The organism is Halosimplex rarum, assembly GCF_047715405.1.
In the GTDB taxonomy this organism is placed as follows: domain Archaea; phylum Halobacteriota; class Halobacteria; order Halobacteriales; family Haloarculaceae; genus Halosimplex; species Halosimplex rarum.
This window is the reverse complement of record NZ_CP180412.1, coordinates 613195-635479: the sequence shown is the minus strand read 5'-3', so window position 1 is coordinate 635479 and position 22285 is coordinate 613195. Positions and strand designations below refer to the sequence as shown.

General features: G+C 68.3%; 29 protein-coding genes and 1 other RNA gene. 15 read left to right on the top strand and 15 right to left on the bottom strand.

Going from position 1 to position 22285, the window contains the following annotated elements; translation table 11 throughout:
- Nucleotides 1-253: 253 nt before the first annotated feature.
- The 4 genes from ACMGFH_RS03075 to ACMGFH_RS03060 all read right to left on the bottom strand — a co-directional run bounded on the left by ACMGFH_RS03075 (nt 254) and on the right by ACMGFH_RS03060 (nt 2667).
- A complete protein-coding gene (locus ACMGFH_RS03075) occupies nt 254-586 on the bottom strand; it encodes a hypothetical protein (protein WP_415381301.1) in 333 nt (110 codons plus the stop codon).
- 96 nt (nt 587-682) lie between these two features.
- Nucleotides 683-1027 (bottom strand): hypothetical protein, encoded by a 345-nt coding sequence (locus tag ACMGFH_RS03070; protein ID WP_415381300.1) that lies wholly within the window; start codon nt 1025-1027, stop codon nt 683-685.
- Nucleotides 1024-1401 carry a helix-turn-helix domain-containing protein gene (locus tag ACMGFH_RS03065; RefSeq protein ID WP_415381299.1) on the bottom strand — a complete coding sequence of 126 codons (378 nt, stop codon included), beginning with the start codon at nt 1399-1401 and terminating at the stop codon, nt 1024-1026. Before ACMGFH_RS03065 ends, ACMGFH_RS03070 begins: the two co-directional genes overlap by 4 nt.
- A 144-nt stretch (nt 1402-1545) precedes the next feature.
- Nucleotides 1546-2667 carry a TIGR04053 family radical SAM/SPASM domain-containing protein gene (locus ACMGFH_RS03060; protein ID WP_415381298.1) on the bottom strand — a complete coding sequence of 374 codons (1122 nt, stop codon included), beginning with the start codon at nt 2665-2667 and terminating at the stop codon, nt 1546-1548.
- Nucleotides 2668-2865: 198 nt separating this feature from the next.
- Between ACMGFH_RS03060 and ACMGFH_RS03055 the strand changes: the two genes are divergently transcribed.
- The 5 genes from ACMGFH_RS03055 to ACMGFH_RS03035 all read left to right on the top strand — a co-directional run bounded on the left by ACMGFH_RS03055 (nt 2866) and on the right by ACMGFH_RS03035 (nt 7068).
- The gene (locus ACMGFH_RS03055) at nt 2866-3198 is read left to right on the top strand and encodes an Htur_1727 family rSAM-partnered candidate RiPP (protein WP_415381297.1); all 333 of its coding nucleotides are present in this window, start codon (nt 2866-2868) and stop codon (nt 3196-3198) included.
- Nucleotides 3195-4409, top strand: coding sequence for a TIGR04347 family pseudo-SAM/SPASM protein (locus tag ACMGFH_RS03050; RefSeq protein ID WP_415381296.1), 1215 nt, complete (start codon nt 3195-3197; stop codon nt 4407-4409). The genes ACMGFH_RS03055 and ACMGFH_RS03050 overlap by 4 nt, the downstream gene beginning before the upstream one ends.
- Before the next feature lie 162 nt (nt 4410-4571).
- Complete coding sequence (locus tag ACMGFH_RS03045) at nt 4572-5258, top strand: CehA/McbA family metallohydrolase (RefSeq protein ID WP_415381295.1); 687 nt, start codon at nt 4572-4574, stop codon at nt 5256-5258.
- Complete coding sequence (locus tag ACMGFH_RS03040; RefSeq protein WP_415381294.1) at nt 5255-6385, top strand: asparagine synthase C-terminal domain-containing protein; 1131 nt, start codon at nt 5255-5257, stop codon at nt 6383-6385. The genes ACMGFH_RS03045 and ACMGFH_RS03040 overlap by 4 nt, the downstream gene beginning before the upstream one ends.
- Nucleotides 6386-6516: 131 nt before the next feature.
- Entirely contained in the window at nt 6517-7068 is a 552-nt protein-coding gene (locus tag ACMGFH_RS03035; protein WP_415381293.1) for a hypothetical protein, read from the top strand.
- 30 nt (nt 7069-7098) lie between these two features.
- On the opposite strand, the gene ACMGFH_RS03030 is transcribed toward ACMGFH_RS03035, so the two are convergent.
- Nucleotides 7099-7572: an NUDIX hydrolase gene (locus ACMGFH_RS03030; protein WP_415381292.1), complete on the bottom strand. Its 474-nt coding sequence runs from the start codon at nt 7570-7572 to the stop codon at nt 7099-7101.
- 60 nt (nt 7573-7632) lie between these two features.
- The gene (locus ACMGFH_RS03025; protein ID WP_415381291.1) at nt 7633-8607 is read right to left on the bottom strand and encodes a transcription initiation factor IIB; all 975 of its coding nucleotides are present in this window, start codon (nt 8605-8607) and stop codon (nt 7633-7635) included.
- Between the two features lie 345 nt (nt 8608-8952).
- Here ACMGFH_RS03025 and gatC point away from each other — a divergent pair, with 345 nt between their 5' ends.
- Genes gatC through ACMGFH_RS03010 form a run of 3 tightly spaced genes read left to right on the top strand, consistent with a single transcriptional unit; the run spans nt 8953 to nt 11542 of the window.
- The gene (gene gatC, locus ACMGFH_RS03020; protein ID WP_415381290.1) at nt 8953-9237 is read left to right on the top strand and encodes an Asp-tRNA(Asn)/Glu-tRNA(Gln) amidotransferase subunit GatC; all 285 of its coding nucleotides are present in this window, start codon (nt 8953-8955) and stop codon (nt 9235-9237) included.
- A gap of 58 nt (nt 9238-9295) precedes the next feature.
- The gene (gatA, locus tag ACMGFH_RS03015) at nt 9296-10588 is read left to right on the top strand and encodes an Asp-tRNA(Asn)/Glu-tRNA(Gln) amidotransferase subunit GatA (protein ID WP_415381289.1); all 1293 of its coding nucleotides are present in this window, start codon (nt 9296-9298) and stop codon (nt 10586-10588) included.
- A 48-nt stretch (nt 10589-10636) separates the two neighbouring features.
- Nucleotides 10637-11542, top strand: a complete 906-nt coding sequence (locus tag ACMGFH_RS03010) for a winged helix-turn-helix domain-containing protein (RefSeq protein ID WP_415381288.1) — start codon at nt 10637-10639, stop codon at nt 11540-11542.
- Between the two features lie 19 nt (nt 11543-11561).
- On the opposite strand, the gene ACMGFH_RS03005 is transcribed toward ACMGFH_RS03010, so the two are convergent.
- The gene (locus ACMGFH_RS03005; RefSeq protein WP_415381287.1) at nt 11562-12338 is read right to left on the bottom strand and encodes a helix-turn-helix transcriptional regulator; all 777 of its coding nucleotides are present in this window, start codon (nt 12336-12338) and stop codon (nt 11562-11564) included.
- Between the two features lie 201 nt (nt 12339-12539).
- On the opposite strand from ACMGFH_RS03005, the gene ACMGFH_RS03000 reads away from it, so the two are divergent.
- The 3 genes from ACMGFH_RS03000 to ACMGFH_RS02990 all read left to right on the top strand — a co-directional run bounded on the left by ACMGFH_RS03000 (nt 12540) and on the right by ACMGFH_RS02990 (nt 13934).
- A complete protein-coding gene (locus tag ACMGFH_RS03000) occupies nt 12540-13361 on the top strand; it encodes a ubiquinol-cytochrome c reductase iron-sulfur subunit (RefSeq protein WP_415381286.1) in 822 nt (273 codons plus the stop codon).
- A 131-nt stretch (nt 13362-13492) separates the two neighbouring features.
- Complete coding sequence (locus ACMGFH_RS02995) at nt 13493-13630, top strand: hypothetical protein (protein ID WP_274324689.1); 138 nt, start codon at nt 13493-13495, stop codon at nt 13628-13630.
- 76 nt (nt 13631-13706) lie between these two features.
- Nucleotides 13707-13934 (top strand): hypothetical protein, encoded by a 228-nt coding sequence (locus tag ACMGFH_RS02990; RefSeq protein WP_415381285.1) that lies wholly within the window; start codon nt 13707-13709, stop codon nt 13932-13934.
- 2 nt (nt 13935-13936) lie between these two features.
- On the opposite strand, the gene ACMGFH_RS02985 is transcribed toward ACMGFH_RS02990, so the two are convergent.
- Nucleotides 13937-15040, bottom strand: coding sequence for a glycosyltransferase (locus tag ACMGFH_RS02985; protein ID WP_415381284.1), 1104 nt, complete (start codon nt 15038-15040; stop codon nt 13937-13939).
- 136 nt (nt 15041-15176) lie between these two features.
- On the opposite strand from ACMGFH_RS02985, the gene ACMGFH_RS02980 reads away from it, so the two are divergent.
- The 3 genes from ACMGFH_RS02980 to ACMGFH_RS02970 all read left to right on the top strand — a co-directional run bounded on the left by ACMGFH_RS02980 (nt 15177) and on the right by ACMGFH_RS02970 (nt 16748).
- A complete protein-coding gene (locus tag ACMGFH_RS02980; RefSeq protein ID WP_415381283.1) occupies nt 15177-15461 on the top strand; it encodes a ribonuclease P protein component 4 in 285 nt (94 codons plus the stop codon).
- Between the two features lie 85 nt (nt 15462-15546).
- Nucleotides 15547-15795, top strand: a complete 249-nt coding sequence (locus ACMGFH_RS02975; RefSeq protein WP_415381282.1) for a YhbY family RNA-binding protein — start codon at nt 15547-15549, stop codon at nt 15793-15795.
- A complete protein-coding gene (locus tag ACMGFH_RS02970; protein WP_415381281.1) occupies nt 15792-16748 on the top strand; it encodes a mechanosensitive ion channel family protein in 957 nt (318 codons plus the stop codon). The genes ACMGFH_RS02975 and ACMGFH_RS02970 overlap by 4 nt, the downstream gene beginning before the upstream one ends.
- Nucleotides 16749-17042: 294 nt before the next feature.
- Here ACMGFH_RS02970 and ACMGFH_RS02965 read toward each other — a convergent pair whose 3' ends face one another.
- The 4 genes from ACMGFH_RS02965 to ACMGFH_RS02950 form a co-directional block, all read right to left on the bottom strand.
- Nucleotides 17043-17453 carry a hypothetical protein gene (locus ACMGFH_RS02965; protein WP_415381280.1) on the bottom strand — a complete coding sequence of 137 codons (411 nt, stop codon included), beginning with the start codon at nt 17451-17453 and terminating at the stop codon, nt 17043-17045.
- 105 nt (nt 17454-17558) lie between these two features.
- Nucleotides 17559-18416: an alpha/beta fold hydrolase gene (locus tag ACMGFH_RS02960; RefSeq protein WP_415381279.1), complete on the bottom strand. Its 858-nt coding sequence runs from the start codon at nt 18414-18416 to the stop codon at nt 17559-17561.
- 291 nt (nt 18417-18707) lie between these two features.
- Nucleotides 18708-19021, bottom strand: an RNA gene (gene ffs / locus ACMGFH_RS02955) — signal recognition particle sRNA.
- An 89-nt stretch (nt 19022-19110) separates the two neighbouring features.
- A complete protein-coding gene (locus ACMGFH_RS02950; RefSeq protein ID WP_415381278.1) occupies nt 19111-19530 on the bottom strand; it encodes a hypothetical protein in 420 nt (139 codons plus the stop codon).
- 138 nt (nt 19531-19668) lie between these two features.
- On the opposite strand from ACMGFH_RS02950, the gene ACMGFH_RS02945 reads away from it, so the two are divergent.
- Entirely contained in the window at nt 19669-20082 is a 414-nt protein-coding gene (locus tag ACMGFH_RS02945) for a DUF5798 family protein (RefSeq protein ID WP_415381277.1), read from the top strand.
- A gap of 93 nt (nt 20083-20175) precedes the next feature.
- On the opposite strand, the gene ACMGFH_RS02940 is transcribed toward ACMGFH_RS02945, so the two are convergent.
- From ACMGFH_RS02940 to ACMGFH_RS02930, 3 genes are all read right to left on the bottom strand, one after another.
- Nucleotides 20176-20586 carry a CoA-binding protein gene (locus ACMGFH_RS02940; protein ID WP_415381276.1) on the bottom strand — a complete coding sequence of 137 codons (411 nt, stop codon included), beginning with the start codon at nt 20584-20586 and terminating at the stop codon, nt 20176-20178.
- Between the two features lie 42 nt (nt 20587-20628).
- Nucleotides 20629-21264 carry an RAD55 family ATPase gene (locus ACMGFH_RS02935; protein ID WP_415383303.1) on the bottom strand — a complete coding sequence of 212 codons (636 nt, stop codon included), beginning with the start codon at nt 21262-21264 and terminating at the stop codon, nt 20629-20631.
- Between the two features lie 120 nt (nt 21265-21384).
- Nucleotides 21385-22224, bottom strand: coding sequence for a geranylgeranylglycerol-phosphate geranylgeranyltransferase (locus ACMGFH_RS02930; RefSeq protein WP_415381275.1), 840 nt, complete (start codon nt 22222-22224; stop codon nt 21385-21387).
- Nucleotides 22225-22285: the final 61 nt, after the last annotated feature.

The window sequence follows — 22285 nt, the reverse complement described above, 5'->3', positions numbered from 1 at the left end:
CAAAAGGGGTTCGAAAGCGGGGCATCCGACCGGGTTGCGTACCCGCAGCGACACAGCGGGCGGATCGAATCCGAAGCCGTCGAGAGACTGGTTCGATATAGCGGTATGAGATATACGCCAGCGATCGCCGTCCCGAACCGGCACCGGGAGATCGATACGGAAACCGCTGGGTTAGGTCGGCTATTCGGCGAATCATCGAGATCGCGCTCGGAGAAACGACGGCGTCGGATCGAGGTTCCTCGCCGCCGTCGCATCAGCGCTCCTCGCCAGCGTCGAGTCGGGTCTCCCCGGCGCCGGCCACGTCGGGTTCGTCGCCGGCGTACAGCGAGTAGGTCAACACAGCGAAGCCGCCGGCGGTGAACGCGCTTTGGACGCTGGCGGCGACGACGAGGTCGATGCGGACGACTCTGTGGAGCGTTCCGCCGAGGATGGCGCCGACGGTCACGAGGCCGATCCCGACCGAGAGGGCGCGGAGGGCGGGGTCGCTCGTCCGGCGGTACGCGCGCCAGGCCAGCCCGGTCAGGATCGCGCCGAACAGCAGGGTGGCCGCTTTGGTCAGTGCGAGGGCGACGGTGGTGTCGAACACGGGTGGTCACGCTCTACGCGTCCGTACCGGCCTCCGCAGGTTATACCCCGACACCCGTTCCCAGCCCGTGGGAACGAACCCGAACGACGGCGAGAATCACTCCGAGTACAGCGAGTAGACGATGACAGCGAAGCCGACGGCGGTCAGCGCGCTCTCGAGGACGAGCGCGATGTCGGTGACCGCCATGGCGCTCCCGTCGTCGCCGGCGAACGGGAGCAGATCGGTACCGACCAGCGAGAACCGCAGGAGCTGGTCGACGAACCCCGCCATCAACGTCCCCGCTGTGACGATCCCGAACCCGACGGCGAGGTACCACAGCGGCCTGGCACCGCTCCGGGAGTAGGCCTTGTACGAGAAGTACGTGATCAGGCCGCCCAGTAGGAGCGTGATCGTTTTCAGTGCGACGAGAACCGCGGTCGCTGGCGTTGTGTGTGGGCTCATGTTTCTTTGCGCACCTCCGACCAGAGCGACTCCAGACGCTGGTCCGGCGTCCGGGGCTGCCGGGCGATTTCGGTTTCGAAGTCGCGATCCTCGGTCAAAGAGATGACGACTTCCTCGAAGTCGACCTCGTAGATGCTGGCGTGTTGCCCGTCCGGGCGGATCTCGGTCCCCTCGAACAGCAGCTGGGCCTCCTCCAGGCGGTCGATCTTCCGGTAGGTCGTGGACAGCGGGATGTCGCTCTCCTCGGAGATCTCGCTGGCCGTCATCGGTTCGCTCAGCGCCGTGACGATCGCCCGACAGTCCGGGTCGTCCAGCGCGTCCAGGACGTCCTGAAGGTCCGGCGCCTCGTCGTCCGCGAACGGATCACGGACCATTTCTACCCGTCACTTACCCGACCATCGTTATAACCGCACCGACACGCGGTGGCCGCGCACCGCCGCGAGACGGCGAGAGGGCGCGCTCGCGACGCCTCGGACAATTCACACGTTTTGGACATGTTCGGCCGAGGCCCACTGCCGTCAGGGGCGCCCGTCCGCTCGGACTGCTTCGTCTGCGTCGTCCCAGGGGAGCGGTCCGTCGTATCCCGGGGGGACGTACCCGCAGAGCGGATCGCTCGCCAGCGGATCGCCGGTGTGGGCGTAGGCTCTCGATCGACTGCCGCCGCAGACCTGCCGGAACGGGCAGGCGCCGCACTTCCCGCGGAGGGCGTCACGGTCGCGGAGCGACCGGAACAGGTCCGACTCGCGGTACACCTCGACGACGTCGTCCTCTGGGACCGTCCCCGCCGACTCCGGCAGGAACCCCGAGGGGTAGACCTCGCCGGTGTGGCTCACGAACGCGAACCCGTCGCCGGCGACGACGCTCGAGCGACGGTTCTCCCCGGCGTTCGGGCCGCCATCGCCGTCCGCGCCCGCCTCGGCGGCGGCTTGCCTGCGGACCCGGCGGTAGTGAGGCGCTTCCGTCGTCTTCAGGCCGAACGGCGCCTCGTCTGCCACGTCGGCCAGCCACTCCATGACGCGCTCTGCCCGCTCGGGAGGGATCGGGTCGAGCAAGCGACCGCGACCGATCGGGACGAGGAAGAAGACGCTCCAGAGCACGGCCCCGAGGTTGGCGACGCGGTCGCGGATCGCGGGTAATTCCTCGACTGTTTCGGCGCAGACCGTCGTGTTGATCTGCAGCGGGATGCCCGCCTCCTGCGCCTGCCGCGCCGCCCGTATCGTCGCGTCAAAACTCCCCGACTCGCCGCGGAAGGCGTCGTGACTCTCCGCGTCGGCGCCATCGAGGCTGAGGGCCATCCGCTTGAGCCCGGCGTCGGCCAGCGACTCGATGGCCGCGGCGTCCAGTTGCTCGGTACCGCTCGGGGTCAGCGAGATGGCGAGTCCGCGATCGGTCCCGTAATCGACCAGTTCGACGAGATCCGGCCGTTTCATCGGGTCCCCGCCCGAGAGGACGACGAGCTGGCCGTCGCCGAACGCCGCGGTCTGGTCGAGCAGTCGCTTGCCCTCCGCCGTCGAGAGTTCGTCGGGGTGGCGGGCGGGCTGGGCGTCGGCCCGGCAGTGGTCGCAGGTCAACTCGCAGGCCTGGGTCACCTCCCAGATGAGGACGAGCGGGCGTTCGGCGGTGTCGACGGGCGGTCGCATCAGCGCCACCTCCGTGATCCGCCGCCGTTCGCGGCCGCTCGCTGCCACTCCAGCGGTTCGCCTCCGTCGGCCGCTCGCCCGGCGAGTGATTCGTTCATCGTCGTCGAGTTCGGACCGCACCACCTAAGCGGTCGGTCGCGTTCCCAGCGACTGAAAATCCCGGTTGCGGGTATGAAGGGCGACACCGTCTCATCGCGTATGTCCGACCCCGATGCCGATCCGACCTCCGCGCCCGATTCCGGCGCGTCCGCCCTCGACGCGTCCGTCGACGCCCCGCGGGGCGACGTGACTCGCGAGTGGGAGCTGTTCGTCTGCGAAGAGCCGGGCGAGTCGCTTCGTCACGCCGGCAGCGTCAGCGCGCCCTCGGCCGACGTCGCCCGCGAACAGGCCGCACAGCTGTTCGGCTGGACCGCGGAGGCGCTCTGGCTCTGCCCCGCAGACGAGACCCGGCGGTTCACCGCCGACGGCGTCGCGCTCGGTGACAGAGTCGAGGACCGCGATACGGCGGATCGCGGGGGTGACCGGGCGTGATATCGGTCAGCAAGCTCCTCTGTGACCTCGACGCCGAGGGCGACGGGCTCCGGTACGACGCGGCCGACGAGTCCTCGAAGGAGCAGATCCGCGAGCGCAAGCAGCGCCGGCCCGTCGTCGTCTGGAACTGCACGAAGCAGTGCAACCTCTACTGCGACCACTGCTACGCCGCGGCCGAGACCGAGCCGGCACCAGGCGAGATGACCACGGCGGAAGGCAAGCAGTTCCTCGACGAACTCGCCGACTTCGGTGCGCCCGTGGTGCTGTTCTCCGGGGGCGAACCCCTGGCCCGCGACGACCTGACCGAACTCGTCGCCCACGCCGCCGACGCGGGACTCCGGCCCGTGCTCTCGACCAACGGGACGCTCCTGACCGAGGAGCGAGCGGCGAACCTGCGCGACGCCGGCCTGAAGTACGCCGGCGTCTCCGTCGACGGGATGCCCGAGCGCAACGACGCCTTCCGCGGGCAGGACGGCGCCTTCGAGCGGGCGCTGGAGGGGATCCAGGCCTCCCAGGCCGCGGGGCTCAAGACCGGGCTCCGGTACACGATCACTCGACACAACGCCGACGACCTGGAGGACGTGGTCGGTCTCCTGGCCGATCACGGCGTCGACCGCTTCTGTTTCTACCACCTCGACTACGGCGGCCGCGGTGCCGACATTCAGGACGTGGATCTGACGCCAGACGAACGGCGAGACGCCGTCCGCCGGGTCTGCGAGTTGACCCGCGAGTACCACGACCGCGGCCACGAGATCGAGACGCTGCTGGTGGGCAACTACGCCGACGCGGCGTATCTCGTCGAGTACGCGCGACGGGAGTTCGGCCCCGAACAGGCCGAGCGCGTCTACCAGTACCTGCGGGCCAACGGCGGCGATCCCACGGGCGAGCGCATCGCGGACGTGGACTACCAGGGCAACGTCCACCTGACGCAGTTCTGGCAGGGGTACTCTCTGGGGAACGTCCGCGACCGACCGTTCGGCGACATCTGGACCGACGAGTCCAATCCGCTGCTGCGGGCGCTGCGCGAGCGCGAAGACCACCTGACCGGCAGGTGCGCCGAGTGCCAGTATCAGGACGTCTGCCGCGGCGCCTCGCGGTTGCGGGCGCTGGCGAACGGCGACGACCCGTTCGGGCCGGACCCGCAGTGTTACCTGACGCCCGAGGAGCGCGGCGTGGGCGGCGAGGCGCGCTCTCCGAACGCCGCCGACTGACCGGGGGATCGCCCGGATAAATCTCTATCCGCGATACGGAATCGGGTCGTCACCGGGATCGCGGTGGCGTGGGTGGACCGCATGGCTCGCGGCGGGACCGGACGTAGGCCCGCTGTCTCCCGGACCGAGGCGCTTTTGCCGATACCCGTCCAATCCCCGGTCGTGTTATCGGTCGAACTCCACGCGCACTCGGCCGCCTCCTACGACGGCCGCGACTCCGTGGACATGCTGCTCGAACGCGCGGCCGCGGTCGGTCTCGACGCGCTGGCGGTCACCGACCACGACGAGGTGTCCGCGAACGAGGCGCTCCTCGACCGCGCGCCGGCGTACGGTCTCGTCGGCATCCCCGGGATCGAGATATCGAGCGCCGCCGGCCACGTTCTCGGGCTGAACGTGACCGAATCGGTCGATCCCGGGCTGCCTTTCTCGGAGACGATCGCCCGGATCCGGGACCAGGGCGGGATCGCGGTCGTCCCGCACCCCTTCCAGGAGATGCGCAGCGGCGTCCTCGCCAACATCTCGAAGGCCGAACTGCGCGAGGCGGACGCCATCGAGGTGTACAACTCCCGGCTGGTGACCGGCTACTCCAACCGCCAGGCCCGCCGGTTCGCCGAGCGCTACGGCCTCCCGATCACCGCCGGCAGCGACGCCCACGTCAGCGACATGGTCGGCCGGGCGGTGACCCTCGTCGACACCGACGAGCGAACCGCAGACGGTATCTGCCGGGCCGTCAGTGACGGACGAACGACCCTCCAGACGCGGCGGACGCCCTGGCTGGTGAGCCTCCGGCAGGCCGCCGGCAACACCCGCCGGCGGGTCCGGCTCGCGTTCGACGGGCTGTTCCGATGACCGACGCGGCGGGGTCGGCGGCCGGCCGCTCGTTCGACGCCGCGAACGACCGCGTCCGCGGCGCGTCCGCCGACATCGTCCGGCGAGCGAGCGCCGACGGCGACCCGCTGCCCGGAACGGTCGGATTCGCGGGGGCCGTGGACGGCCGCATCGTACGTGACGCGCTCGGCCGCCAGCCGGTGTTCACCGAGGCGACGGACCCGACGGCGTGGAGCTTCGATCCGAACGATCTGGCGGTCCCCGAGACCGTCCCGGCCGGTCACGCCCGCTCGACCGCCGGCGACGAGCGGGTCTGGTCGCTCCCCGACCCAGATCCCGAGCCCGACGACCGCGCGGCCGTCCGTAGGGTTCGCGGCGCCGTCCGGTCGGCGGTCGACGACACCGCGACGGAGGGGCTGGCCGTCGCCTTCTCCGGCGGCGTCGACTCCGCCGCGCTGGCGGCCCGTCTCGACGCGCCGCTGTACGTCGCGGGCTTTCCCGAGAGTCACGACGTCGCGGCGGCCCGGACTGCCGCGTCGAAACTCGGACGAGACCTGCGAATCGTCGAACTCTCGCACGAGGACATCGAGCGCGCCGTCCCCGAGATCGTCGCGGCGACCGGCCGGACCAACGCGATGGACGTGAGCATCGCGCTCTCGCTCTTTCTCGTCGCCGAGCGAGCGGCCGCGGACGGGTTCGACCGGCTCGCCGTGGGACAGGGCGCCGACGAACTGTTCGGCGGGTACGCGAAGGTAGCCCGAGCGCCGGAGGACGAGCGCGTGGCGGCAGACACGGTCCGGGGCGCTCGCCGCGAGGTGGTCGAGACGCTCCCCGACCAGCTCGAACGCGACGTGCTGACGCTACGCGGCGCGGGCGTCGAACCGGTCGCACCGCTGCTCCACGACCGAGTCGTCGCGGCGGCGCTCGCCCTGCCGGGACGGATGCTCGTGACCGAGCGCGGCGAGCGCAAGTGGGCGCTCCGCCTCGCGGTCCGGGAGTGGGTGCCCGACCCCGTCGCGTTTCGCGAGAAAAAAGCGGTCCAGTACGGGAGCCTCGTCTCGCGCGAACTCGACCGGCTCGCCCGACAGGCGGGGTACAAGCGACGGATGGACGACCACGTCGACCGCTACGTCGAGTCGCTGGTCTGACCGGCAACTGGCCGCCGAGCGGCGGTCGTCCGTGGGCTCACGACCGCGCCCTCATCCGATTCTGTAATCTCGTTCACAACAGGACCTAAGAGGGGCGGTGCGTTACCGGCAGGGAGAGTGCACTTCGGGAGATGAGAGGACCAACGCTCCGCGCCGCCGATCGCGCGATATCCACGGAGGGGATGGCCGCGATCGGATTCGGCCTCACCGTCTTGATGATCGCCGTCACCGGCGGCCTGTTGATGCAGACGAGTGGCTTCCTGTCGGACGGGGGGCCGATCCTCTCGACGAACGCCGACCCCGTTCAGGCGGACGGTGAGAACGCCCAGTGGCTCCGTATCCGACACGAGAGCGGCGACACCGTCGCCGTCTCGGACCTGGATCTAGTCGTGGAGCTGCCCGACCACGACAAGCGCGCCCGCTTGCACGGGCTCCCCACGGAGCGGCTCACGCAGGACGACTACACCGGCAACCACGTCTTCACCCGTGGACGCGGCGGGATCGACGGCGTCGTCGCCGCGCGGAACGGCAGCGGTGCGCAGTTCGACGCCGGCGCCGAGATCGCCGTCCGGATCGAGGAGCGGCGCGTCGATCTCCGACCGGGCCAGACCGTCGAGGTGGAGATCCGCCACACAGAGTCCGAGACGGTGGTCTCCAGGGAACGGATCACCGTCACCGACTGACGTCGTCGGCCGACCTCGGAGAGGCGGGAGCTAGTTCTCGCTCACCAGGTCGATGGCTCGCCGACCGATGTCGACCACGTCCGGGTCCAGTCCGTCGACGGACTCGTCGAGGTCCGCGGCGGCGAACCAGCGCCAGTCCTCCGCCGGCTGTTCCCCGTCGCTCGGGTCGATCTCGCGGGTGTCGGCGCGGGCGTAGTAGACCATGTCGACGTGCTGGTGGCCCACGAAATCGCCGTGGACGTTCACGTCGGCGAGCTGGAAGTGCTGGGGCTTGGGAAGCGGGTCGATTGTCGCGGACTCGACGTCGTCGACGTCGGCGACCAGTTCGGGGTCGAGCCCGGTCTCCTCGCGGACTTCGCGGAGTCCTGCCTCGTGAGGGAGTTCGTCGCGGTCGACGTGGCCGCCGGGCGGGAGCCACCTGTCGAGGCCGTCGTGGACGTGGAGCGCGACGGCGCCATCGCTGACGACGTAGACCGTCGCGGTGTAGTGTCGAGTCGTCTCCATAGCGGCGCGAGGGCCACCGGTGGCTTCGGGCTTGCGAAAACGAGTCGCGGGAAAACGGCGTCAGGGGGCGGTGAACTCCTCTTCGGCTTCGAGGAGCTCGTGGTAGCGATTGCGGATGGTGACCTCGGAGATGTTGGCGACTTCGCTGACCTCGCTCTGGGTGACCTTCTCGTTGGCGAGCAGCGACGCGGCGTAGACGGCGGCGGCCGCGAGGCCGACGGGCGACTTGCCGGAGTGGACGCCCTGCTCTTTGGCCGTACTCAGGAGCTGTCGGGCGCGGCGTTCGACCTCCTCGGGGAGGTCGAGGTCCGAGACGAACCGGGGCACGTAGCTCTCGGGGTCAGCGGGCTGGATCTCGAGGCTCAGCTCGCGGACGACGTAGCGGTACGTCCGGGCGATCTCGTCCTTGCCGACGCGGGAGACCGCGGCGATCTCGTCGAGGCTGCGCGGAGTGCCTGCCTGCCGAGCGGCGGCGTACAGCGCAGATGTGGCGACGCCCTCGATGGAGCGGCCGGGCAGCAGGTCTTCGTCGAGGGCGCGGCGGTAGATGACCGACGCGGTCTCGCGGACGTTTTCGGGCAGGCCGAGGGCCGAGGCCATCCGGTCGATTTCGCCGAGTGCCTGCTTGAGATTTCGCTCCTTGGAGTCGCGTGTTCGGAACCGCTCGTTCCAGGTGCGCAGGCGCTGCATCTTCTCGCGCTGGCGCGAGGACAGGGAGTTACCGTAGGCGTCCTTGTCCTGCCAGCCGATGTTCGTCGAGAGGCCCTTGTCGTGCATCATGTTCGTCGTCGGCGCGCCGACGCGCGATTTCTCGTCCTTCTCGCTCGCGTCGAACGCGCGCCACTCCGGACCGGGGTCGATCTCGTCCTCCTCGACCACGAGGCCGCAGTCCTCGCAGACCGTCTCGCCGTGCTCCGCGTCGGAAGCGAGATTCCCCCCGCATTCCGGACAGACGAGCGTCTCAGTCTCGTCGTCCTCTCGCTCGCGTTCCTCTTCACGCTCGCTCGTGTATCGTCTGATTGAGGTGTCGGTCATTGGTTGCAAACTATGCGGGGGTGTCCCCGCCAAAACCGTCTCACCGGATTATTTGTTGCGGTCCAAACGACTTAAATCTTTTCCAAAAATAGACTAACCTCTTAAGTCTATTCTCGACCATAGTTAATGTATCGGTTCTGTGTCGGCGACGGGCCCGATATCGAGGGTGTGAAAGCCCGGTTGTTGGTGGTTAGAGCGTCTTTGAGCGCGGTTATTCTCCAAATAGTCCTACCGCGACTCGGCGGGCCGAATCGGGGGGTCGCATTCGGTGGTTCGAGCGATCGGGCGTAGCGGGCCGGAGGGGGTATCGAAACCCTTACCGCCGGGCCACGCCTCGCCTCGGCCATGAGCGACACGGAGAGCGTCGTCGACCCGGAGGAGGTGCGCCACGTCGCCGACCTCGCGCGCATCGACCTCGACGACGAAGAGGTCGACCGGTTCACCGAGAAGTTCGCGGACATCCTCGAGTACTTCGAGACCCTCGACGAGGTGCCCGAGGTCGACGAGGAGGAGGAGCTCGCGAACGTGATGCGCCCCGACGAGGTGCGCGAGTGCCTCTCCCAGGAGGAGGCGCTGCGGAACGCGCCGGAATCCGAGGACGGCTACTTCAAGGGACCGAACGTCTCGTGACGGCGGATCGTTCCGGAACTATCGACAGCGCGCGACTCAGGACGGAGGCTTCAGACGCATGAGCACGGACTACAACGGCTACATCACGGCGGAGCGAATCGACGGCGCAGACGACGGGCCGCTCGCGGGGACGACCGTCGCGGTCAAGGACAATATCTCCACCGAGGGCGTCCGGACGACCTGCGGCTCGGCGATGCTCGACGACTACGTCCCGCCGTACGACGCGACGGTCGTCGAGCGGATCAAGGAAGCCGGCGCGACCATCCCCGGTAAGACCAACATGGACGAGTTCGGGATGGGGACGACGACGGAGACCTCGGCCTTCGGGCCCACCGAGAACCCGGTCGCCGAGGGGCACGTCCCCGGCGGGTCTTCGGGCGGCTCGGCGGCGGTCGTCGCCGCGGGCGACGCGGACATGGCCCTCGGCACCGACACCGGCGGCTCGGTCCGGGCGCCCGCCGCGTTCTGCGGCGTCGTCGGCATTAAGCCGACTTACGGCCTGGTCTCTCGATACGGGATCGTCGCCTACGCCAACTCGCTGGAGCAGGTCGGCCCCATCGCACCCACCGTCGAGGAGGCAGCCGAACTGCTGGAGGTCATCGCCGGCCCGGACGAGCGGGACGCGACGACTCGCGACGCGACGGAGGAGCGCGATGAAAGCGCCTACGACTTCGCCGCGGCCGCCGACGGCGACGTCGACGGGCTGGACATCGGTATCCCGATGGAACTGCTCGACGGCGCCGACGAGCGCGTCACCGAGGTGTTCTGGGACGCCATCGACGACCTCGAATCGCGAGGTGCGACCTACCACGACGTGGACCTGGAGTGCCTGCGCTACGCGGTCGAGGCCTACTACGTAACCGCCATGAGCGAGGCCTCCTCGAACCTCGCCCGCTTCGACGGCGTCCGCTACGGCCAGTCGGGCGGCTACGACGGCAACTGGAACGAGACGTTCGCGAAGGCCCGCGAGGAGGGCTTCGGCGAAGAGGTCAAATCGCGCGTCCTCCTCGGCACCTACGCGCTCTCCGCGGGATACCACGACAAGTACTACAAGAAGGCCCAGGACGCCCGCGCCTGGATCAAGCGCGACATCAACGACGCGCTGGGCGACGCCGACGTCCTCGCCTCCCCGACGATGCCGGTCCCGCCGATGGAGCTGGGCGAGAGCCTGGAGGACCCGTTGACGATGTATCTCGCCGACGCGAACACGACGCCGGTCAACCTGGCGAACGTGCCGGCGATCTCCGTCCCTGCCGGCGAGACCGACGACGGGCTCCCCGTCGGGCTCCAGTTCGTCGGCCCGGCGTTCGGCGAGAAGGCGATCATCCGCGCCGGTAGCGCGCTAGCGTAGACTCTCTCGGACGCTACTTTCAAGATTCACCTCGCAGATACCCATCCCATGAGCGACGGATCGGACGGACGGGCGAACCCGGACGAGGTTTTCAGCGCCGTCGCGAACGAGACGCGCTTTTCGATTCTCAGGGCCGTCTGGGACTTGACGAAGGCCTCGGAGGGCGACGGCGCGGCGTCGTTTGCGGACATCAGGGAAGCCGCAGGCGTGTGGGACTCCGGTCAGTTCAACTACCACCTCAAAGAGTTACGACCGCGGTTCGTGCGGAAGACCGAGGGAGGATACAAGCCGACGCACGCCGGATCGCGACTCGTGGGCGCGGTCGTCTCGGGCGTCTACACCGACGACGAGACCGCGGTCGAACCGCGGCCAGTCGGTGACTGCCCGATCTGCGACGGGACGATCGAGGCCGGGTACGCGAACGGGCAGATGGACGTGGCGTGCGTCGACTGCGACGTGACGATCACGGACATGACGGCGCCGCCCATCCTCGCCGCCCGTCGCGACGACGAAGATCTCCCGGAGGTGTATAACAAACACCTTCTCAGCGAGATCGAGCGGATCAACCGCGGGTTCTGCCCGTACTGTCACGGGCGGATAGACGCGTCCGTCGATGAGATGGACGGACCGGACGTCGACGGCTTCGACGGGTTCCTCAACGTCGTCTATGCGTGCCGCGAGTGCGGCGGAACCGTCCAATCGGCCGTCGGAGCGGCGGTAATCGATCACCCGGCAGTCGTCTCTCTGTTCCACGATGCCGGAATCGACGTCCGGGCCACCCCGGTCTGGGAACGTAACGCGCTGTTCGATGCGCCCGGCGAGATACTTTCCGAGGACCCCCTCCGCGTCGAGACGACGATCGAAGTCGGCGGTGACGCCCTCGATCTCACACTCGGCGAGGATCTCGACGTGATCGAATACGAGCGACGCAGCACGACCGAGGAAACCGCCTGACTCGACGGGACCGCAGGCCTCAGACAGTCGCGAGGTAGTCCTCGACGGGGACCGCGCGGTCCCAGTAGTGGTCGTGGATGTCCCGACCGAGTTCGACGGCGCCGTCGCCCGAGCCGACGAGGACGGCGTCCAGGTCCGAGACGCCGTCGCGGGTCGGGAGCGAGAGCGCGACGAGGTCGGCGGTGACGGTGAAAGAGAAGGGGAGGTCGGCGACGCGCTCGTCGATGCACGAGGGCGCGTCGCCGTCGGCGTAGCGCTCGATGGCCTCGTCGACGAGGCGGTCGTCGACGATGACCTGGGCGTCGAGGACCCCGCGGTCCGCGAGTTCGTCCACCATCTGCGCGAAGCGCGGGTAGTACACCTGCGCGCCGACGCGGAGCCAGTTCGCCTCCCGGAACAGCTCGACTGCCCAGCGTTCGAGGTACTGGGGGTTGCGAGCGGGGTTGCGGTAGAGCTCCCACTCGCCCGCGCCAGCGAGGCGCTGTCTGAAGCGCCGGGGGAGGACCGAGACGTCGTGCGCTTCCCAGAACTCGTCGTCTAGCAGGTCGTCGACGGTCCGCTGGCGCGCCAGCTCGTCGGCGACGAGACGTCCGCGGGCCGTGAGTTCCCACCCGTCGGACTGGCGGACGAGCCCGCTGTCGGCGAGTTCGTCAAGCGTCTTGTAGACGCCCGAGCGGCTCACGTCCAGGTCGTCGCGGAGGGCCGCGGTGGAGCGCGCGTCGCGCTCGACGGCGCGAAGCACCGCCGAGCGCAGTTCCGAGCGCGCCACGTAGGTGACCAGGGAATCACCGTTCATAACCCCCGACTTCGTGGGGGCCGACCTTAATCAGTTCGGTACGGTGACACCATCGCCGGCCTCCCTCCCCGGCAGGCGTTCGAATTTCCGCGGTTCACAGTCGATGCACCGATCCACGCGCCGTGGAACGGTACAGCCGCGGTCCGCGATTACACATAATATATATTATACTTTATCCGTCGCGGTGGCGCAGGCGACGATATGGACGAGGACAAGTATCCCGCGCCGTCGAGTCGCCGTCGGTTCGTCAAGGGGATCGTCGGGAGCGCCGCGATGGGCTCGCTGGGCGTCGCGGGGTCCGGGCTGACGACCGTGCCGACGAATCGCACCGGGGTCGGCGGTGGGAGCGTCAGGGCGAAGGTCATCAGGAACACGGACGGCCCGGCGGACCGGGGGATGTCGCAGATCCCGATCACCGTCGAGGACGGCGCCCTCAAGGGCCTCTGGCCCACGGCAATCGACGGCGGTGCGGTGGAGGAAGGGGTCGCGAAAGCCACGCTCGGCGGCGTGGAGTACTCGAACAAGTGGTTCCAGTACTGCGGTATCCAGACTCACCCGAAGGTCGGGCCGGACAGCGAGGCGGACAACTTCTTCCGAGTGGACGACGGCGGCGCCTACGAGTGGCAGTCGGAACTCGAAGCGGGAGCGAAGCTCACCGTCGACGACTTCGCGGACTACGAGGAGTGGGGCAACGGCGTCGGCGACGACGGCCTGGGCAAGCCCGCCGCGGCCACCTGGCGGTCGGTCGAGACCGACTCGTCGCTCCCCGTCCAGGTCATCCGGAGCCCGGAGATCGAACGGCTCGCCGAAGACGACGAGTGGCTCGCCGCGAGCACCGACCGGGGGTTCATCGCGTGGCTCAACAAGTGCACGCACCTCTGCTGTGTCCCCTCGGGATTCAAGCAGTCCGCGACGGTCGACGGCGCCGAAAACGCGGTCTACTGCCAGTGCCACCAGTCGATATACGACCCCTTCGACGTCGTCTCGAAGGTGTTCACCGCGTTCCCCCGCCCCGAGAACTGACCGCGCGGTCGCTGACTCACGGGCTCGCGAACTCGCGGGACGACAGCGCGGCGAGCTGCCCGTGCCCTCCAAAATTTACTCGTTCCCGACTCACAGGAGGCTTTTCAGTATCTGCCCCCAACGTAGACGTGATGCCGGAGATCACCGTCTCGGAAGAGCTCTACCGACAGATCGAGACAGAGTGTTCGGACGGCGACGTCGACAAGACGCTGTGGAAGATGGTCGGCAGTTACCGTCGAGAGAACAACCCCGAAGCCGACACGACCTGAACGCCTGCGCCGATTTTCCGCGACGCGACGTCCACGGACAGCGACAGTTATCGGTCCCCGCGTCGTTACGTCCCTGATGGACGGTGGACCAGCGGCAGACGACGACGTCGACGGCGCGACAGAGACGGACGACGGCGGCAACTACGACGCCTCGAACATGGGTGTGGGGATAGCGATCGGGGTCGCGCTCGGCGCCTCGTTCGGAGTCGCCTTCGACAATTTGGCGCTCGGGATGGGGATGGGTATCGCGATCGGGGTCGCTATCGGCGCGGGGATGGACCAGGCGGAGACGAAGGAGGACTGACGCTACAGCACCTGTTCGTAGACGTCGGCGAGGCGGTCGACCGAGCGTTCGACGCTGATCGACTCCCGGCGAGCGAGACACTCCTCGCCGAGGCGGTCGCGCTCGGCGAGCGTCCGCTCGATGACGTCCCGGAAGGCGCTCACGTCGTTCGGCGGCGCCTTGTAGCCGGTCTCCCCCTGGTCGATGGTGTCGGCGAGCGCCGCGCTGGCGACCCCCGCGACGGGGGTCCCGCAGGCGTTGGCTTCCAGCGCGGCGATCCCCTGGGTCTCGACGGGGCTCGGGAACGCGAAGACGTCGAGCGCCGAGTAGAACGAGGGGAGCTCCTCGCGGTCGACCCAGCCCAGGAAGTGCGCGTCCACGTCCGCCTCGGCGGCCGCGCGTTCCAGGTCGGCGCGAGCCGGGCCGTCGCCGCTAAATACGAGCGTCACGTCCAGCCCCTCCGTCGCTTCGACGATGGCTTCGAGGTTCTTCTCGTACCCGTGCCGACCGGTGTAGCCGACGAGCGGTCCGTCCGGAATGTCGTGGCGCCGGCGGAAGCGCTCGGTTTCGACCGGGCGGAAGAAATCGGTGTCGACGCCGTTCGAGACGACTTCGACGTCGGTCACGGTGCCGACGGTGTCGCGGACGTGCTCGGCGGTGCGCTCGCTCGGCGCGACGACGATGTCGGTCCGATCGAGGAAGCGCCGTTCGTACTCCTCGGCGCTGCGCTCGACGGCCCGCTCGATCGGTCGAGTGAACGCGAGGTACTCGGCGTACTCGCTCGTCGGGGTGTGGTACGAGGCGACCATCGGCAGGTCGTGTTTCCGCGCGAGTCGCATGCCCGCCAGGCCGAGGCTGAACGGTGAGTGGGCGTGGACGACCTCCGCGCTGTCGACCGCCTCCGGGACGCCCGGGACGCCGACGCGGAAGCCCTCGTAGAACGGGAACGGGAGGCTACTGACGGGGTACTCGCCCTCGCCGGCCGGGTGGTCGCCGTCGGGGTAGACCACGTCCATCCGGCCGCCGCGGCGGTGCCAGCGGTCCCGCCACGTCTGGACGGTGTAGGTGACGCCGTTGTGTGTCGGCAGGTAGGTGTCCGTGAACGCAGCCACCCTCGGCAGGTCCATGGAGCCATCGTATGCTAACCGGGCCTTAATGCGTTGCCATCTCGACCGCCCCGCGCTGACAGCCGCGTTCGCGGACCCGGTTCCGCTCACGAACGCAAAGTATACCTGCCGGTCGGCGGGACGTACCAACGACCGGATGGACACCGAGACCGTCGCTCGCGAGCGCATCGAGCGCCTGCGCGAACTCGCCGAGGAGGCCACGCTCGCGGGCCGAGAGGACCGCGCCCGTCGCTACGTCCGCCGCGCGCGCCGCATCGCCGAGCGCAATCGGCTCGGCCTCCCACGCGAGTTCACCCGCTTCACCTGCGACAGCTGTGACGCGTACCTCCGCCCCGGCCGGAACGCCCGCGTCCGCCTGCAGGACGGCCACGTCGTCGTCACCTGCGACTGCGGGGCGCAAGCCCGGTATCCGTACGACTGACGCCCGCTGGAGCCCGAGTCGACGGCCAAATTTCCGCCGTCAGCACCCGTAACCTTTGAGCGGCTTCACTCCAAGTAGTAGAGACATGAGTGACTCATCACGCGCACAGCGGATCCACGAACTCGACGTGACGGTCTGGGTCGGGAAGAACGGCCTCGACCCCATCGAAGACGAACTCAACGACCAACTGCAGGACAGCGAGTTCGTCAAGGCGAAGTTCCTCCGCGCGGCCCGGGGCGGCACCACCACCGAGGAACTCGCTGAGGAGTTGGCCGACAGGGTCAACGCTCAGGTGGTCCGCAGTCGGGGCCACACCGCGGTGTTCGAGCGATGACCAGGGGCGCACTGGGCGTCGGGCCGGCCGCGCCGCTCCAGCAAGAGCCCGTCGAAGGCGAACCGCCCGGCCCCGTGGCGGATTTCCTCATCGAAGTCGTCGGCCTCGACGCGCCGCTGGCCGGCGCCGTCGGGTCCGCCATTACCTTCATCGTCGCGTTCGTCGCCATCTACCTGCTCGGTCGGATCTTCGTCATGCCGCTGGTCAACCGCCTGCTGAGCGCGCGCGAACTCGATACGCACGCGCGCCGACCCCTGCAGAAACTCACGGGCATCCTCATCGTCTTCGTCGCGATCGGCGCCGCCTTCGCCTTCGCTGGCTACGGCAACATCCTCACCGCCCTGGCGACCATCGGCGCGGCCGCCACGCTCGCCATCGGGTTCGCCATGCAGGACGTCCTCAAGAACTTCGTCTCCGGCGTGTTCATCTTCACCGACAAGCCGTTCCGCATCGGCGACTGGATCGAGTGGGACGACCACGCCGGCGTCGTCGAGGACATCAGCCTCCGCGTCACCCGCGTCCGCACCTTCGACAACGAGCTGCTGACCGTCCCCAACTCGAATCTCACCGACGACGTCATCAAGAACCCCGTCGCCAACGAACAGCTCCGGATGAAGTTCGTCTTCGGTATCGGCTACGAGGACGACATCGACGAGGCCACCGAGATCATCCTCGACGAGGCCGACGCGCACGAGGGGATCATGAGCGACCCCGAACCCTCTGTCCGGCTCACCGAACTCGCCGACTCCTACGTCGGCCTCCAGTCGCGCTTCTGGATCGACAATCCCAGTCGTTCAGACTTCGTCCGCATCCAGGGCGAGTACGTCACCGCCGTGAAGGAGCGGTTCGACGACGCCGGCATCAACATCCCGTACCCCCAGCGAGATCTGCACGGCGGCATCGAACTCTCGAACGTCGACGGGGTCGTCGAGCCGACGGCGGGCGACGACTAAAAACAGCACCGCACCCACTTTTTACGGACGGGGGTTTCCTCGGGCGCTTCGAGGCCTCGCTCCGCTCGGCCTCGCGCTCCCTGCGGGAACCCCCGTCCGCAAAAACTTGGGGAAAAACTCCCTTCTCGCTCGGTCGCTTCGCTCCCTCGCGAGAAGTGAATCGGCTCGCTCCGCTCGCCGAACGCTCAGTCGCCACACTGGCAGCCCTGCCCTTCCCCGGGTCGCACGGTCGCCGCGGAGCGGCGACACGCGCTCCCGGCCACGGCTACCAGTGGACGGCGAGACAGCGACCGGTCACCGGATCGGCTTGAGGCCAAGCATGCGCCATCCAACGGGGGCGGCGAGGAAACAGAGAACGCCCGCGATGATCGACGTCACCATCGTCGTCTGTCCGGCGTCGCTGACTATCACGTACGTCGGGTAGTACGCGCCCTCGTAGCGGATCGCCGACCCGGACTCGAAGTTCGGAGAGTCTGCGATTCGCGTCATCTCGTCGGTTTCGAAGGACTTCCGGAAGGCGTCCTGGGTACGTGGGTCGAGTTCGTCGTACTCGATCACTGCCGTCTCGGTCGCTAACCCCGACTCGTCTTTCGGGCCCTCGACGCCGAGGTACTGCGATCCCTGGTCGCCGACGAACACCCCGTAACCGACGAGCGCGACGCCGAAGACCACCAAGAGGATCAGTCCCCCCCTCGGACCGTTCATCGGCGATATGTCGGTGGCGTGCCGGTAAGTGCTTTCTCTGAGCGTGTCCGTCCGCGGTAGCAGACGTCGCGGTCGTTGTGTCGGCGCTCCCAGAACCGGGTCTGCCTACTCTTCGCCGCCGTCCGCCGCTTCGACCGGATCCGTCGAGTAGACCTCTTCCAACAACTCCCGAATCGCGTCGGTGAAGAAATGGGGGTTGTCGAGGTTCGAGGCGTGCCCGCCACCTGGTACCGCCTCGACCGTCGATCCGTCGATTTCGACGGCGAGCTTCGTCGCCTGCCGGCGCATGAACGGCGCCTCGTTCTCGCCGTAGAGGACGAGCGTCGGCGCGGTGATAGTCGAGAAATCGACTTCGGTCCGGTGGAACGCCGCGACAGCGCGGATCACCTTCGCGAACTCGTCGGTCGCCATCTTCGGTCCCGACTCTCGGATACGCTCTATCTGCTCGTAGTCGCCGCTGACCCCCTCGCCGGAGAACCGTTCTTGCAGCCAGACCATTGCCCGCTCGACGCGCTCGTAGCCGACCAGACGGACGGGCAGGACAGTCGCTCGGAGCATCGCCGACCGCTGGAGCCACTCGCTTCGGGAGAGGAGCTCCGGTCCGAACGTGTCCGCCAGCACCAGCCCGGCCACCCGGTCGGGGTGGCGCGCGGCGAACACCTGGGCGATGCAGCCGCCGGTCGAGAGCCCGCAGATGGCCGCTCGCTCGACGTCGAGCGCGTCGAGCAGCGCACCGAGGTCGTCGGCGAACAGGTCGACGGAGTAGCGCCCACGGGGCGAACCCCCGGTTCGGCCGTGGCCGCGGACGTCGTAGGCGATGGTCTCGTACTCGTCGCTGAGCGCGTCGAGTTGCGGATCCCACTGGGAGTGGTCGACGATGGCGCCGTGGATAAACACGACTGGAGGCCCCTCTCCGCGGCGCTCGTAGTACGTCTCGACGTCGTTGGTCCGGACTGTGGGCATACGAGAGACTACGCGCTCGGCGGGGATAAGGCCGTCAGCGGTCGTCGTGTGGAGCAGTCGCAGTCGCTGTGACGTGGTCGCGGTGGCCGGAAGGCCGTCCCGTCGGCCGACCCGGGGAAAGGCTGGTCTGCCACCAGCATCCGGCGCCGTAGGCGCCGGTTCACCGGACGCGAGGGAGCGAAGCGACCGAGTCGTCCGGCTTTTTCACCCATGTTTTTGGCGCAGGGGTACCCGCAGCGCTCGGAGAGCGCGAGGATACCCCTGGGCGAAAAAGATGGTGGCCGTATGAATGGTCGGACGCCCGGGATTGCCCGGTCGTTCGGACGCGGGGAATCCCGTTTGCCTCCTCCACCCCGCGACCCTGCGAGCGACGGGTGTCCGAGGGTCCGCTGCTCGCTTCCGCGCCTGACGGAGTGCCCTCGATCAACCGCGGCCGCGCGTCCCTGCAGACGCGAAGCCGCGGACCGCCGTCCCCGCAGGACGAGGCTTCCATGTTGGCTCACGGGGCCCACGCCCGGCGGACCGGACGCACCCGGGATTCGGCCCCCGCTGAAGGCCATACCGCGGGTGACGAGCAGGGCCTAGCTGCCCGGCCTAGTCCACTCAGAAGTACCGCCGTCCCCCATAAGGGCCTTTCGGGTCGGCGCCGTCACGCGGTCCGTCGATTCCGCGACGGCAACGCGGTCCGCCCGGTTCAGAGAAGCCCAAGCGTCCGCGACCACCAGAGGCTCGCGACCGGGATCACGAGCGCGACGGCGGCGCTCGCCCACCGGTGGTAGGTGATGATCGCCGGCGCGTCCATGTCGAAGACCACCTGCTGGGGGACCGTCACGGCCCACAGCGCCGTCACGACGAAGGTGAATCCGCCGAGAGCGATGCCGACCCCGGCGGCCAGCGGTGGGTCCGTCCGCTCGTCGCGGCCCGCGGCCAGCACGATGGCCGTCACGAGCGCGAACATCCCGCCGACGAGCGGGTTCAACGCGCCCTCGCCGTAGTAGGTCCCGATGGCGGTCGCGGGAGCGGTCCGCACCAGCCCGTACGGGACGGCGAGCGACACGAGCACGAGCACGCATCCGACGACGCCGACCAGCGGCGCGAGCCGCGTCTGCTTCATGGCGGTCTCTGCGGACGCTGCGGTTTTAACGACGGTGGTTTCGGCCCTGCTATCGCCGTCGGCCGGTCGACGGAGTCGGACGCTCGGGTCGGCCGACGAGTCGAAAAGCCGACAACGCGGGACACCGAAGCCGGGTGCATGCCATTCGGCGACACCGCCAAGAAGATCAGCCGCGTCGCTGACATCGCTGAGAAGCTCTACGAGCGACTGAACAAGGTCATCGAACAGGTTCAGGACGTCCGCGAGCGCGTCGAGAGCACGAGCGACCAGATCGAGGGGATCGACCGCGAACTCGCCGAACAGCGCGTCATCGTCGAGGCGCTGGCCGAGCAGCAGGACATCGACACCGACGCGCTCATCGACGAGCGACTCCCCGAGCCCGAGGCGGACGCAACGGGCGAGGCCGAGGGTGAAAGCGAAGACGGGGGCGAGGTGGTCGACGGCGGCGGTGACGACGGCACCACTACCGGCGGCGAGGAAGCGGGAGACGAATCGGCTGACACCCCCGACGACAGCAGTGGCGACCAAGCGGGGAGCGGAACCGGAAACTGAGACGCCGACGCGGCGGATCGACGAGCGGCGAACGGATCTGCGGTGTCGTTTCTCCACAGCGGCCGCGACAGACCGACGCGATCGCGTTCCGGATCAGTCGACCAGCCGCTGGTGTTCGACCTTGAGACACCTGTCCTGGACGAAGTTCCTGTCGGCGTCTTCGACTCGTTCGCCCGCTTCCTCGTTCGTGATCCCGAGCTGGAGCCAGACCGTCTCCACGTCCTCCCTGGCGAGGGCCTCCTCGACGATGTCGGGCACTTCGTCGCTCGGGCGGAACACGTCGACGATGTCGACCGACTCCTCGACGTCGGCCAGCGAGTCGTACGGTTCGCGACCGAATATCTCGTCGGCGTACGGATTGACCGGGATCACGTCGTAGCCCTGCTCACGCATGTACGCCGGGATGTCGTGGGCGGCTTTGCCGGGCGTGCTCGACAGGCCGACGACGGCGATGGTGTCGGCGTCGAGGATCTCGCGGAGTCGGTCGTCGGAGTCGACTGGCATGGCCGAAAATTGGGACGAGACGATCAAAAGGCTGCCGACGCGTCAGTCGTCGATCCGACCGACCACGGCGTCCGGGATAGTAGTCGACAGCGACCCGTCCTCTTCGACGGTGACGGCGTGGTCGAACAGCTGGTGGAGCGTGTTCAGCGTCTCCTCGTCGTGGGCCGTCGACTCGATGATGTGTAGGCCCAGCGCGTCGGCGTTCTCGATACGGCTCGTGAACACGTGCATGAACCGGAACACCGTCTGGACGTCCGAGTACATCAGTAGCGTCGAGAGCGAGTCGACCAGCACGCGGACGTTCTCGATGCCCCGTTCGGTGTGGAACTCTTCGACGAACTCGGAGAACTTTATCCCGACTCCGGTCATGTCCTCGGGCGACGACGCGTACTTCACGATGTCGGTGTCGCGCGCGCTTCGCCCCTGGTGTTTGGTGACGCAGTCGACGATGCCGATGTCGACGGACTCGGGGTCGGAGACGAGCGCCTCGTAGTCGTTGAGGATTCGGCTCGCGCTGTCGCGGGTGGTGACGACGATGACGCCTTCGCCCTGCTCCGAACCGTGGGCCAGGATCTCCAGCGCCATGCGACGCTTGCCGGAGAGCGGCGGGCCCGAGACCAGGAGGTTCGAACCGGGCGCCAGCGTCGCGTTCCCGAACGTTGTTCCGAGGTCGTACATTCCTTCGAGAGTCACCACCGGTAAACCACGAACCACCACAGGTTCGCGCAGTATACTCCGATTAGTTCCGGCAGTTGTTAAAATCTTTTTTATAATCCGACCGGCTGCAGACCGGCCCGTTCACACCGAGACGGCGAACGTCGCCCGCCCGACGACGAACGAGAGGATCGCCAGAAACATCCCGTACTTGAGGTGTTTCTGGCCGGCCGTCGGGTCGGTGAATCCCTCGTACCCGGCGTAGAGCATGAGGGCGACGGCCGGGGCGACCACGACGAGGTAGGCGACCCCCAACATGTCGAGCAGGTAGGGGAGCGGGCTCGCCGCGGCCGCGACGACGAGCAGCCCCAATGCGATCGACAGCGCGCGTCGGTCGCCGACGACGACGGGCAGCGTGCGAAGCCCCTCTTCGCGGTCGCCCTCCACGTCTTCCACGTCTTTGATTATCTCGCGGGCGAGCGTCGAGACGGCCGCGAGCAGCGCGAGCACGACCGTCGGCGGGACGTTCTCGACGGTCGCACCGCCGAAGAGGAACGTGCTCCCCCCGAGGTAGGCGACGAGCGCGTTGCCGGCGCCGGGCGTCCCCTTGAAGAACTCGGTGTAGGCGATCAGCAAGAGCAGGTTGACGCCCGCGATGGCGAGCGCGAGCGTCGGTAGGGCGAGCGCGGAGACGATCGCCAGCGCGAACAGGACGCCGCTGACGACGAGCGCACCGCGGGCTGAGACGCTGCCGCTCGGGATCGGTCGATCGGGGTCGTTGATCCGGTCGATGTCGCGGTCGAAGTAGTCGTTGATGGTGTTGCCGCCGGCGACGGCGAAGACGGTCGCGGCGACTGCGGCCGCGACGGCCGGAAGCTGGTTAGCTGACGTGCCCGCGACGAACGCGCCGATGGCCGTCAGCGCGCCGGAGGCGACGGCGTTGCCCGGACGCGTCAGTTCGAGAACCCCCCTGGCGCGTTCCATGTCCATCCCGTTCACCGACGCCCCCATAAATGACGCGGGACGGCGCCGTGACGAATCGGGA